At 37.2% G+C, this 13524-nt stretch carries 12 protein-coding genes; 3 read left to right on the top strand and 9 right to left on the bottom strand.

What is annotated here, in order from left to right; all coding sequences use genetic code 11:
- Positions 1-6 precede the first annotated feature (6 nt).
- On the top strand, positions 7-960 hold the full coding sequence (uvsE, locus tag ACFQZ1_RS01835; protein WP_377880394.1) for a UV DNA damage repair endonuclease UvsE: 954 nt from the start codon (positions 7-9) through the stop codon (positions 958-960).
- Positions 961-1046: 86 nt separating this feature from the next.
- Positions 1047-3737 (top strand): DUF4084 domain-containing protein, encoded by a 2691-nt coding sequence (locus tag ACFQZ1_RS01830; RefSeq protein WP_377880393.1) that lies wholly within the window; start codon positions 1047-1049, stop codon positions 3735-3737.
- A gap of 67 nt (positions 3738-3804) precedes the next feature.
- On the opposite strand, the gene ACFQZ1_RS01825 is transcribed toward ACFQZ1_RS01830, so the two are convergent.
- The 4 genes from ACFQZ1_RS01825 to ACFQZ1_RS01810 are packed head-to-tail and all read right to left on the bottom strand — an operon-like array spanning position 3805 to position 7165.
- Positions 3805-4407 (bottom strand): response regulator transcription factor, encoded by a 603-nt coding sequence (locus tag ACFQZ1_RS01825; protein WP_377880392.1) that lies wholly within the window; start codon positions 4405-4407, stop codon positions 3805-3807.
- The gene (locus ACFQZ1_RS01820) at positions 4404-5531 is read right to left on the bottom strand and encodes a sensor histidine kinase (RefSeq protein WP_377880391.1); all 1128 of its coding nucleotides are present in this window, start codon (positions 5529-5531) and stop codon (positions 4404-4406) included. The genes ACFQZ1_RS01825 and ACFQZ1_RS01820 overlap by 4 nt, the downstream gene beginning before the upstream one ends.
- Complete coding sequence (locus ACFQZ1_RS01815; protein WP_377880390.1) at positions 5532-6266, bottom strand: ABC transporter permease; 735 nt, start codon at positions 6264-6266, stop codon at positions 5532-5534.
- Positions 6263-7165 (bottom strand): ABC transporter ATP-binding protein, encoded by a 903-nt coding sequence (locus ACFQZ1_RS01810; protein ID WP_377880389.1) that lies wholly within the window; start codon positions 7163-7165, stop codon positions 6263-6265. Before ACFQZ1_RS01810 ends, ACFQZ1_RS01815 begins: the two co-directional genes overlap by 4 nt.
- 147 nt (positions 7166-7312) lie before the next feature.
- On the opposite strand from ACFQZ1_RS01810, the gene map reads away from it, so the two are divergent.
- Entirely contained in the window at positions 7313-8107 is a 795-nt protein-coding gene (gene map, locus ACFQZ1_RS01805; protein ID WP_377880388.1) for a type I methionyl aminopeptidase, read from the top strand.
- A 168-nt stretch (positions 8108-8275) separates the two neighbouring features.
- Here the strand turns inward: map and argS are convergent, their stop codons facing one another.
- The 5 genes from argS to speE form a co-directional block, all read right to left on the bottom strand.
- Entirely contained in the window at positions 8276-9946 is a 1671-nt protein-coding gene (gene argS, locus ACFQZ1_RS01800; RefSeq protein WP_336482138.1) for an arginine--tRNA ligase, read from the bottom strand.
- On the bottom strand, positions 9946-10383 hold the full coding sequence (locus ACFQZ1_RS01795; RefSeq protein WP_377880387.1) for a YwiB family protein: 438 nt from the start codon (positions 10381-10383) through the stop codon (positions 9946-9948). Before ACFQZ1_RS01795 ends, argS begins: the two co-directional genes overlap by 1 nt.
- A 259-nt stretch (positions 10384-10642) precedes the next feature.
- Positions 10643-11002 carry a YxeA family protein gene (locus tag ACFQZ1_RS01790; RefSeq protein WP_377880386.1) on the bottom strand — a complete coding sequence of 120 codons (360 nt, stop codon included), beginning with the start codon at positions 11000-11002 and terminating at the stop codon, positions 10643-10645.
- A gap of 348 nt (positions 11003-11350) precedes the next feature.
- The gene (gene speB / locus ACFQZ1_RS01785) at positions 11351-12226 is read right to left on the bottom strand and encodes an agmatinase (RefSeq protein ID WP_020059760.1); all 876 of its coding nucleotides are present in this window, start codon (positions 12224-12226) and stop codon (positions 11351-11353) included.
- A gap of 324 nt (positions 12227-12550) precedes the next feature.
- On the bottom strand, positions 12551-13378 hold the full coding sequence (gene speE / locus ACFQZ1_RS01780) for a spermidine synthase (RefSeq protein ID WP_377880385.1): 828 nt from the start codon (positions 13376-13378) through the stop codon (positions 12551-12553).
- Positions 13379-13524 lie beyond the last annotated feature (146 nt).

Below are 13524 nucleotides of genomic sequence, written 5' to 3'. Positions count from 1 at the left end.
GTACGTATGAAAATAAGATTAGGTTATGTCTCACATGCACTTGCATTGTGGGACTGTTCTCCTGCAAAAACGATGACATTTACAAGATGGAAACAAATGAACAAACAAGAACGCGATGAAAGGTTATATGAAGTAACAAAACAAAATATTTTGCATACATTACGCATCTTACACTACAATATCGCACATGAAGTTAAATTATATCGTCTATCCTCTTCTATTGTTCCATTGGCAACACACCCTGAAGTAAAATTCGATTACATCTATAAGTTTAAAAAATTATGGAAAGAAATAGGGGACCTTATCAAAAAACATCATTTGCGCATAAGTTTTCATCCAAATCAATTTACATTATTTACGAGTGATAAGCCTCATATTACAACAAATTCCATTCAGGACATGACGTATCACTACAATTTACTAGATGCAATGAACATTGCAGATTCTTCTTACATAAACATTCACGTTGGAGGAGCATACGGAAATAAAGAACAAGCTTTACTGCGTTTTCATGAGAATATCAAAAAGCTTCCTGCTCATATTAAAAAGCAAATGACACTTGAAAATGATGATAAAACATATACAGCGGCTGAAACATTAACAGTTTGCAAACGAGAACAAATTCCTTTTGTCTTCGATTATCACCATCATGTGGCAAATTTATGTGAAGATTCATTAGAAATACTACTTCCATCTATTTTTGCAACGTGGAATCATACAAATACCGTTCCAAAAGTTCATATCTCTTCGCCAAAATCAGAAAAAGAATTCCGGGCACATTCTGACTATATTGATGTTCCATTTATTCGAAGCTTTCTATGCATAGCAAAAGAACTGAATCAAGACTTCGATATTATGATTGAAAGTAAACAGAAAGATTTAGCACTTTTCAAATTAATAGAGGATCTTTCAGCTATAAAAGGAATAAAACGACGGGACAGCGCTACACTCGAATGGTGATTATTTATTGTATCTTCATAATCTCTCAAATAAAATATATGTTATTATTTATATATATATCACTTATATTGAAACGGAGTTATATCATGCGACAGCAGAAAATATATATCACTATTGTTTCTATGTATATTCTTATATTTCTCATATGGATTTTAATAGTTCCTTCACACACTTCTAGTAAAGAATTGGGGATTCTTTTCTTTTTTTATTTCGCTGCTATAATTTCCTTTTTGGGACTATTAAAGGCAATTTATATTAGTAAAAGGCCAACAAAAACATTTTGGATACTCATTCTATGTGCAGGTATATCCGGCTTCATAATGGAAATCACCTTATTTTTAAAAACCTTATCTATTTATGAACAAGAAATTTTTTCTTACGATGCTGTACCCTTCTTTCTTTTGCAATATGCTTTATTATTTATCGCTTTCAGCTATGAACTTATACATAAGCAACCAATAACTACATTTTTACGATTTCTATTTGATAGTGTGTTTATTATCATAATAACCATCTACTTTATGTTTAACGTTATATTAGATATCGAAACTATAGGTAATTTGTCTCTAAATATGCGGATGATGACCTTTTATTTCATTGTACAATCTCTCTTTGTGTATGCCCTAATTAGCTTTTGCAAAAGCGAACCGCGATACACAGCTAGTAGAAAGATATTAATCGGGTCGTTTCTAATCGCTCTTGTATACGGATATATATGTTTATATCAAAATGTTAGGGGAGTTTATCCTTCACATGAATTAACCTACTTTGTTCATACTACTTCTCTTTTATTAATTGGATTATCTAGTCTTCTATATAAACCAAAAGATACAACGCTACAAATAAATAGCGAGAAATACGATTGTTTCAATTATGCTCGTTTATTTCTTCCTTATGTAAGCATTCTTGTAATCCTATTTTTTATGTTATCCAATGCTGTAAAAGGAAAAGAACTATTCATAGGATTAGCCATCCCTCTCACATTATTGTTCTTTCGGCAAATGCTTATGTGGAAAGAAAATAAAAAATTATTATACACATATCAGAGTTTAAACGAACAACTAGAAGTAAAAGTAAAAGAAGGTATCCAGGCACTTTCCAAGAGCGAACAACAATATAAGTCGTTATTTGAAGATCACCCGGATGCTGTTTTTTCACTCGATATGACCGGGAATTTCCAACATGCAAACTGGACATGTACAAACTTATTCGAATCTTACTATAACGAATTCATTGGGCATTCTTTCTTATATTTCATTGTAGATGAAGATCGTTTTGAAGCACAGACTGCCCTAGACATTGCAAGACAGGGACTTCCCCAAACATTCGAAGTACGAACATATACAAAAAAGGGAACGTATCATTACTTGCACATTACATTAATACCAACAACTGTTGAAGAAAAAATTATTGGTATGTTTGGTATCGCTCGTGATATTACAGAGCTAAAAATAAAGCAACAACAAGTCGAACACATGGCATTTCATGATGCGCTAACTGGACTTCCAAACCGCAGGAAATTTGAAAAGGAATTATTAGAAACGTTGCAGGATGCACATAAAAGAGATACGACTGTTTCTATCTTGTTTTTAGATTTAGACCGATTTAAGAACATTAACGATCGACTCGGTCACGATGTAGGTGATTTGCTCTTAATTGAAGTAGCCAATCGACTTCAGAGCTGTTTACGACCAAAAGATGTTGTTGCTCGTCAAGGGGGAGATGAATTTACAATCTTCTTACCAGATACTTTCTCAAAACAAGGAACTACTCTCATAGCAAATCGCTTGTTACAAGAATTAAACAAGCCAATTTCTATTAAAGAATATGAACTCACAATAACACCAAGTATCGGTATTGCAACTTATCCATTTGATGGAACAAATGCAACGGAATTGATGAAACATGCTGATATCGCCATGTACCGTGCAAAAGCAGCTGGAAAAAACAAATTCATCTTCTTCTCAAAGGAAATGAGTACTATTGAACATAAAGCGTACTTTCTTGAAAGTGAACTTATGAAAGCGCTAGAACATAATGAGTTTTACTTACAATATCAGCCACAAGTAAATACAAAATCAAAAGAAATTATTGGATTTGAAGCACTCGTTCGCTGGAAACATCCAAAACTCGGTATTGTTTCCCCTGCAGAGTTTATTCCAATCGCTGAGGAAACCGGATTTATTATTCGGCTCGGAGAATGGGTTCTTCACACTGCTTGTAAGCAAGCAAAAGAATGGCATCAAAATGGATTTTCTCATCTAAAAGTAGGTGTCAATTTATCACCCGCTCAATTTAATCATCATGATTTAATCTCAACAATCTCTCATGTTTTGAAGGAAACACAATTACCTCCAGAAGCGCTAGACTTAGAAATTACAGAAAGTATTGCGATTAATAAAGAGCAAACGGTAATTGGAAAATTGGAACAAATGCAACAACTAGGCGTTAAAATTTCAATTGATGATTTTGGTACTGGATATAGCTCACTATCTTACTTAACAAAATATCCAATTCATACATTGAAAATTGCACGTGAATTTATTAAAGAAATTGAAAATAATCCACTTGAAGAAGCAATTACGTCTTCAATTATTACACTAGCAAAAAATTTACAATTAACCGTAATCGCTGAAGGAGTAGAGACCAACGAGCAATGGGCATTTTTAGGTGATAAACAATGCGACCAAATGCAAGGCTTCTTAATTAGCAAACCTGTCGATGCCGAAGAAGTATGGGAATTGTTACAAAAAGAAATACAGATTCAAACAACATAATGAGTATATCGGCTATGACATAGATACAAAAAGAAACAACGTCTAAATAAGACAGTTGTTTCTTTTTTCATATCCAACCTTTTTCTTCAGCAATTGTAATGGCCTCAATCCGATTTTTTGCGTCTAATTTCGTTAACACATCAGAAATATAGTTTCGAACTGTTCCAGATGACAAGTATAGTGTTTTTGCAATTTCGTTTGCCGTTTTTCCTTCTTTCGCTAACAAGAGGACCTCTTTTTCCCTATCTGTTAACGGATTTTGCTCTTGCCAAAGCCCAAACATGAGCTCAGGTGAAATTTCTCGTTTCCCATTCATTACATTTCGAATTGCCGCTGCAAGGTCTTCACTTGGACTATCTTTCAATAAATATCCGTGCACATTCGCTTTCATCGCTCGCTCGAAATAACCAGGACGAGCAAATGTTGTTAAAATCATAACTCTGCACTGTGACTGTTGTTTCCGTAACGTTTCAGCCACATCTAATCCGCTCTGAATCGGCATTTCAATGTCCATAATACTAACATCTGGCTGCAACGCTTCTATTAACTTTAAAGCCTCTGCTCCGTTTTCTGCCTGCCCAACAACCTCAATATCATCCTCTAAATCCAGCAAAGCTCCTAACGCTCCGCGAAGCATACGCTGATCTTCTGCAATGATGATTCGAATCATGCCCTCACCTCATCTTTACCTGTTCTTATAACAATTGGTACATGTATTGTTAACATCGTCCCATTATGAATATCATCTAGCTCAAGTACTCCATCAATAAGAGCCAATCGTTCTCTCATCCCAAGAATGCCATTCCCATCATGATTTTTTTGTAGTCCGATTCCATTATCCATTACTTGCACAATCAATTTCCCTTGTGCTTCAAATAAAGTAATCACGCACGCTGTTGCCTTACTATGCTTAACAACATTTGTCACCGCTTCACGTAAACACATTCCTACAATGTTTTGTTCTAGCGGCGATAATACATTCGTACTTATCTCCTGCTCCACTTCTAATGATATATTGGCTGCTTGGAGAATTACCTTCACCTGTTCTAGTTCTTCTTCCACTGTAATCATACGCATATTAGAAATTAATTCTCGTAATTGTTTTAACGCATTTCTTGATGTGTGCGTAATTTCCTTTGCCTCTAGACAAGCACGTTCTGGATTTTTCACAATCAACTTCTCAACGAGCTGACTTTTTAGCGTAATAAGTGATAACGTATGTCCTAATGTATCATGTAAATCTCTTGCAATACGCTGGCGTTCTTCTCGCTTCACTAGATCACGAATTTGTTCATTCGCTTCACTTAGTTGTGTTCTTAATATTTTTTTCTGATTAAAATTACGCATAGCAAATGGTGTAATAATCATTAAAATAAACATCGGGATCCCCGTTATAAAAGACGTTTTTGAAGGGTCGTTCATATGCATCAACATAAAAGAACCAATCATGACGATCAAAAGGAAAAGCAACAAGCGAAATTGCTTTTTTGTCGGTGCAAATCCGATTGCATTTGCTGTAAAAAATCCAAAGAAAATCATATATGGGTCATAAAACGCACTAAATAAGAATGTAATCACCAGTTGAATACACGCCCACATAATAAATGTCTTTGGCACAAAATAAAGCTGGCGGTATGCAATAACAAAGAGTACAAGCATCCCGCCTCCTAATATCAATTTCCACCCTGATTGCCCCATCAAGTAATAAAGAGGAAACAACAAGTATACGAGCCATATATAAGGGAAAAACCCCATATGTTTTGGAAATATTTCAAATTGTTTCTTTTCGATCATTTACACCGCTTCCTGTCTTTTTCTTATATATATTGATAATACAACAAAAACGATGAAATACCCTCCTAACACTACAACATTCTCCCAGCCAATTACCTTACCAGCAACAATATCCCAAGCCCCGCTTCCAAAACGATATGTTGGTGTCCATTCCCCAATGCTTCTTAACGCCTTTGGCAATACTTCAATTGGCATCCATAAGCCACCTAGAATGGCTAAACACATATTTAAAATATTTGCTAGCCCAGCAGCCGCATCAGCTTTCTTAATCGAACCGATTACCGTTCCAAGCGCTAAAAATGGCGTAACACCAATTAACAACCATAATCCAGCACCAATCCACTGTCCAATCGTTAACTGTACATCATTAATTAATATTCCCGCGATAAAAATAACTGCAATTGAAAAAGCATTTACAAGTGTTTGTGCAACAATTTTTGCAGATAAATACGCTCCTTCTGGCAGCGGTGTAATTTGTAAAAGCTGTGTCCACCCTTGCCCTTTTTCTTGTGAAAGACGAACGCCAAAACTAAAAAGTGCTGTTCCTACAATACTAAAAGTAGCCATTGAAATTAAATAGTGTGCTTTCCATGCATCTCCGTTGTCCGGCACTGACACGACATTTGTAAAAATGTAATAAAACATAACCGGCATTAATAATGAAAAAAAGATAAATAACTTATTGCGAAACGTACGTAATATTTCTATTTTACATTGCATCCAAAACGCTCTCATGCAATTCCCTCCTTCTGATTTGAAACAAACTGTTCAAAAGCTTCATCCAAGCTGCCGCGCTCAACAGCAATATCCATGACAGGCAAGTTTTTCTTAAAAATTTCTCGGAGCGTAGCATCTGTATCATCTGTTGTCAGTACCACACGTTTTTCATGCCACCGGACACTTGTAACATGAGGTAAACTTCGAAGCAGACTCGTTGGTATTTCCTCTTTTGCATAAAATGAAATTGTTTTTTGAGAAATTGTTGCTTTCATCTCATCTGGTGTTCCATCAGCAATCACCTTTCCATTTGCAAATAATAAAATTCGATCTGCTAGTGCATCTGCTTCTTCTAAATAATGTGTTGTTAAAATAATTGTTTTTCCTTCACTCGCTAAATTTCGAATTGTATCCCAAAAGCTTTTTCTAGACGTGATGTCCATCCCTACTGTTGGTTCATCTAAGAATAATAAATCTGGATTTCCGGCAAGTGCGAGCGCAAAATTTAAACGTCTTTTTTGACCTCCGGATAACTTTTCACACCTTTGCTTTCTTTCTGATTCTAAATTGGATAGCTGAAGTAGTGTTTCTTTTTTGATTGGATTCGTATAATAACTACGAAACAAATCAATTGCTTCTTCTACTGTTACACTATCAATGACGCTTACCTCTTGCAGCATTGCCCCAAGGCGATTGCGAACGTCCCGGTGCTTTGGGCGCTTTCCAAATATAGAAATATTACCCTCCGAAGGATCTCTTAATCCGAGCATCATCGAAATCGTTGTTGTTTTCCCAGCCCCATTTGGTCCAAGGAGTGCAACAATTTGTCCTTTCATTACTGTAAATGAAACGTTATTTACTGCTTTTTTATGTTTAAATGTTTTTGAAACACCATTCACTTCAATTACTTTTTCCATTTCTCCACCTCCATCGTTACTTACATTTATATTGTATAAATTGGAAGAGATGGAAAACAGTAAAAGACGTCATGATATGAATATGACAAATGTCAGGAAATCTTAAAATGCGGGTTTTCCCACGCAAGTAGCAGGACAAAAACAAACGTGATACAATCATGTGAGATGTACATTCGAGGAAGGACAGTGGTTTTCATGATTATTCGTAATGAAAAAGATTTAGAAGGCTTACGAAAAATCGGCCGCATCGTTGCGCTTGCTCGCGAGGAAATGAAGAAACAAGCGAAGCCAGGTATGACAACGAAAGAGCTTGATTTAATTGGTAAGAAAGTATTAGATGAGCACGGTGCCATTTCTGCACCTGAAAAAGAATATGATTTTCCAGGTACAACTTGCATTAGTGTCAATGAAGAAGTTGCTCACGGCATTCCAGGAGATCGTGTCCTAAAAGAAGGCGACTTAGTAAACGTGGATGTATCTGCAGCACTTGACGGTTACTACGCAGATACAGGTATTTCGTTCGTTCTTGGACAAGACGAAGCAAAAGAAAAGCTTTGCGCTGCTGCTGAAAGCGCACTTTGGGCAGCAATGAAAAAAATAAAAGCTGGCGCAAAACAAAACCAAATTGGTCGTGCGGTTGCCAATGATGCTCGCAAAAACGGTTTTACAGTTATTCAAAACTTAACAGGGCATGGCATTGGACTTAGCTTACACGAAGCACCAAATCACATTTTAAACTATTTCGATCCAATGGATAGCGCTCTATTAAAAGACGGACTTGTGTTAGCCGTAGAACCATTCGTATCTATGGGTGCGGATCATATTATCGAACGCGGTGATGATGGCTGGACATTTGTAACACCGGATAAAAGCCTTGTTGCTCAATGTGAACATACAATTGTTGTTACACGCGGTGAACCAATCATTTTAACACAACTATAAGAAAAAGCAGGATGCATGGAAATATTTCCGTGCATCCTGCTTTTTTATTATCTAGTTCCAGCGGCTAGAATGCTCGGTGGCTTCGCGCCTTCCTCCGAGGCAAAAAACGCCTCTTTGTCAGGAGCTCCATCCCCCCCATTCTGAGCGAGCCGCTTCCGCTTTTCTTTATTACATCTTCTCTGGTGCAGATACTCCTACTAATGCTAATGCATTTTGAAGCGTAATGCGTACTGCACGCATTAAGTCATAACGGGCTTTACTTAACTCTAAGTTATCTTGGTTTAATACTTTTTCTGCATTGTAGAAGCTATGAAGCGCCGCTGCTAAGTCAAATGCATAGCTTGTAATGCGGTGTGGCAGACGTTTTTGCGCTGCTTCTGCAACTGCTGCTGGGAATTCACCCAGTTTCTTTAATAAGTCTACTTCTTTCTCAGAAGTAACAAGTTTGTAGTTAACATCGCCGCCTGCAGTTAATCCAAGCTCTTCACCTTGGCGAAGGATGCTGCATACGCGTGCATGTGCGTATTGTGCATAGTATACAGGGTTTTCATTTGATTTTGATACCGCTAAGTCCATATCAAAGTCTAAATGAGAATCACCACTGCGCATTGCAAAGAAATAACGCATTGCGTCCACGCCTACTTCTTCCATAAGCTCACGAAGTGTAACAGCTTTACCAGTACGTTTACTCATTTTTACTTTTTCGCCGTTTTGGTATAGTTGTACCATTTGGATGATTTCTACTTCTAATGTATCTTTATCGTATCCAAGCGCTTGAATTGCTGCTTTCATACGTGGAATGTAACCGTGGTGGTCAGCACCCCAAATGTTAATTAATTTCTCAAAGCCGCGCTCTAATTTATCACGGTGATACGCAATATCCGGCGTTAAGTATGTGTAAGAACCATCGTTTTTAATTAATACGCGGTCTTTATCATCGCCGTAAGTTGTAGAACGGAACCATGTTGCACCCTCTTCTTCAAATACTTCTTCGCGCTCTTTTAACGCTGCAAGAGCTTCGTCAATTTTTCCGTTTTTGTATAAGGATGTTTCAGAGAACCACACATCAAATTTAACGCGGAAGCTTTCTAAGTCTTTTTGAAGTTTTGCTAATTCATATTTCAAACCGTACTCACGGTAGAATTCATAGCTTTCTTTTGCGTCAGCTTTTGCATAACGATCGCCAAACTCTTCTGCTAAACGCTTCCCGATACCGATAATATCTGCACCATGGTAACCGTCTTCTGGCATTTCTTTATCTAACCCTAACGCTTGCATGTAACGAGCTTCAACAGAAAGCGCTAAGTTATGAATTTGGTTACCAGCATCGTTAATGTAATATTCACGAGATACATCGTATCCTGCTTTTGCTAATACATTACATAAAGTATCACCAACTGCTGCGCCGCGCGCATGTCCTAAGTGAAGGTCACCTGTTGGGTTTGCAGATACAAACTCAACTTGTACTTTCTCACCTTTACCAGTGTTTGTTTCACCATAAGCTTCGCCAGCTGTAATAATTGTTGGGATTAGATCTGTTAAGTAGCTGTTATCCATGTAGAAGTTAATGAAGCCAGGTCCAGCAATTTCGATTTTTTCAATAGAAGCTTTTGCTTTATCGAAATTTGCAATTAATTCTTCTGCAATCATGCGCGGTGCTTTTTTCGCTACACGTGCAAGTTGCATCGCCATGTTTGTAGAGAAATCACCATGTGTTTTATCTTTTGGTGTTTCTAATACAACGTTTGGAATTTGTTCTTCTGTCGCTAATTCTGCTTTTACTACAGCAGCTTTAATTTCCTCTTTAATGAGTTCTTTTACTTGTTCTAAAGAGTTCATTATTGTGCCTCCTTGAGATTAATGGTAATTGTATATCGGCCTGCTTCTTGTTCACTTAGAAGCAATGCATACGTTAGAAAGAGTTGCCCTTTTTTCTTTTCTTCCGACCATTTAAAAAGGACGTTATCTGTTTTCGTTTGCAATGCAAACGTTCCAAGTTCACTCGTATACGTTCCTGTTGTCCATTCACCTTTTTTATGAGTTTGACGCATAGAAACAGCACCTGAACGCATAATGAGAACTTGATCATCTTGAATTTTAATAATTGTCTTCACTTCGCCTTGTTCGTTCGGCTCTTGAAACGTTACATATGTACTTTGACCCTTTACATAGTATAGACCATTTGCATCAAAAGCAATAGCTTCCTTTCGCGCCCCTTCACGAATTTCCGTTACAAAGTGAACTTTTACTGGTAAGCCTGCAAGTTGCTTCTCCACGTCTTGCACACCTTTCGAAATGTTATAGATATTAAATATAGCTTATAATAAATCACTTTTCCTATCATATCAAAAAACAGCGGTGTCTGTCTGCTGAAATATTAGGAAACGTATTGAAAGATGTAGCTCCAAAAAACAATTCATAAAAATGTTGGTATCATCCTTATAAAATATTAAAAACCAAGTTCAGTATGAACTTGGTTTTTTCATTATCCCGTTATTCGTGGGCAGTAACACCCCCACTGACGGAAATTTCACTTTATTTTTTCAGTTTTTTTAGCACTTTCGCTGGTACTTCATTCTCTCGCAGTTCTGCCCATCCTTTTCCTTGGCTACCTTTTGCGTAGATTTTCAAATAGACGCCTTGATGAAGTTCACGATTTATCATTTTTTTCACAACTTGCTCATTTCCATCTCTATCATACGCAGTAAATGTATACAAATACTTATCGCCTTTTTTCTCACCTTGATTTGTTACAGTATAATATTCCTTTACTTCCTTACTCGAGAAAAAATTATCTACAAAGGCTTGCACACCCTCTGTTTTTGATTGTAAGTAAAAGGCACCTGCACCGCCTAAAATAGCAAGTACTGCTGTAACTTTTAATATCATACGCATGAATCTTTCCACCTCTAACATGTATCCTTGTATAATGCTACATTCAGTATAAAATCTGCCAAATCTACTCTCTATCGATTTCCCTTACATTTCTCTTACATCATTGTAAGGAAAGTAAACTGAAATATTTAATAAAAATAAAAAGGCTATTTCGATATAATTCGAAATAGCCTTTTTATTTTGCTTACTGTTCATCTAGCTCTAGTGGCTAGAATGACCGGTAGCCTTGTTTTTTATCTAGCTGCGCCTCCTAGGCCTTTGCGTCTAAGAACCTTCCCCGCCAAAAAGTAAAAAACACTTTTGCGGGAAAGAACCTTAGCCACCAGGCCTAAACAGTCGGCTTCGCTTTTATTTTTGCACCCATCCAAGTAACATTTCGCGCACAAATTTACTTGCTGCGATTGGTGTTTGGTCACTGTGATCATATACAGGAGCTACTTCTACTAAGTCTGCTCCAACTACGTTTATATTTGAATTTGCAATTGCAACAATGGAATCTAGTAGTTCTTTTGAAGTGATACCGCCAGCTTCTAACGTTCCTGTACCAGGAGCGTGCGCTGGGTCTAATACGTCGATATCAATTGTGACATAGACTGGGCGTCCTGCAAGTGTTGGCAATACTTTCTTTAATGGTTCTAATACATCAAATTTGTATAAGTTCATGCCAACTTCTTTTGCCCACTCAAATTCTTCCTTCATACCAGAACGAATACCGAAAGAATATACGTTTTCTGGACCAATTAAATCGCACACTTTACGAATTGGTGTAGAGTGAGATAAAGGCTCGCCTTCATACGACTCACGTAAATCTGTATGAGCATCCATGTGGATGATTGCTAAATCTGGATATTTTTTGGCCATCGCCTTAAAAATTGGCCAAGACACTAGGTGCTCACCACCAAGACCTAGTGGAAACTTACCAGCATCTAATAGTTTTGTTACATATTCTTCGATCATGTCTAAGCTGCGCTGTGCATTACCGAAAGGAAGCGGAATATCACCTGCATCAAAATATTTAACTTCCTCTAATTCACGATCTAAATACGGACTATATTCTTCTAGTCCAATCGATACTTCACGAATACGTGCTGGACCGAAACGAGAACCCGGGCGATAACTTACTGTCCAATCCATCGGCATCCCATAAATAACAACCTCAGCATCTTCAAAACTTGGATGACTGTTAATAAATACTTTACCTGAATAAGCTTCATCAAAACGCATATTCTTTTTCCTCCTATCTGGAACTGAAGGTATCCCAACCTTTCATTTTGTCTCAAATTTGGAGCGGTTTTGCTCCTCTTTATCGATTTACCACACTCTTCTTACACCGCTAAGAAGATTTTTTACTTATAACAGCGTAAGCGGCTAGCATATTCTGTCCTTTTATACCGTACACCTTAGGCGAGCCGCTTTCGCTTTTCTTATTGTCTAGCTCCAATGCCCAGGACCTCGTGTCTAAAAACCTTCCGCACGAGAAAGTAAAAATCACTTTCTGTGCGAAAGAACTTTAGTCAGTCGGTCCTAAACGGGGCATTTCCGCTTTTCTTACTTAATTAAATCGCCAACGAATTTCGGTAATACGAATGCTGCTTTGTGAAGTTCTTTTGTGTAGTACTTCGTTTCGATTTCGTGGAAACGCTCTTCACTTACTTCTAGTGGATCATGTTTCTTAGATCCGATTGTGAATGTCCAAAGTCCGCTTGGGTACGTTGGAATGTTTGCTGTATATAGACGTGTAATTGGGAAGATTTCTTTTACGTCTTTAAATACGTTTGAAATTAATTCTGGTGTGAACCAAGGGTTATCTGTTTGCGCTACGAAAATACCATCTTCTTTTAACGCTTTAGAGATTCCAGCGTAGAATCCTTTTGTAAATAAGTTTACAGCTGGACCTACTGGCTCTGTAGAGTCAACCATAATTACGTCATAAACGTTTTCACTTTCAGCAATATGCATGAAGCCATCGCCTACTTTTACGTCTACGCGTGGGTTTTCTAATTCACCAGCAATTTCTGGTAAGTATTTTTTAGAGTACTCGATTACTTTTCCATCGATTTCAACAAGCGTCGCTTTTTTCACGCTTGGGTGTTTTAATACTTCACGGATAACGCCGCCGTCTCCGCCGCCAACAACTAGAACGTTTTCAGGGTTTGGATGTGTGAATAATGGTACGTGCGCTACCATTTCGTGATATACGAACTCATCCTTTTGTGTTGTCATAACCATGCCATCTAAAATAAGCATATTACCGAACTCTTCAGTTTCAACCATATCTAGCTTTTGAAATTCTGTTTGCTCCGTATGTAAAGTGCGGTTAATACGCGCTGTAATTCCAAAATGCTTTGTTTGTTTCTCAGTGAACCATAGTTCCATTGTACAATCACGCCTTTCGTTGCAAATTATAATGTGGACACCATTAATGTCCCCTAACAAAAATAAAACAAAACATGTAAAATGTATAGTTAAAAATAGTAAAAAGAACGTAAATATATTTCAAACGAGTCGTTTTCGTTCGTATA

This window comes from Bacillus sp. CGMCC 1.60114 (genome assembly GCF_042676365.1).
Lineage (GTDB): Bacteria > Bacillota > Bacilli > Bacillales > Bacillaceae_G > Bacillus_A > Bacillus_A rhizoplanae_A.
This window is presented reverse-complemented; position numbering and strand designations above follow the sequence as displayed.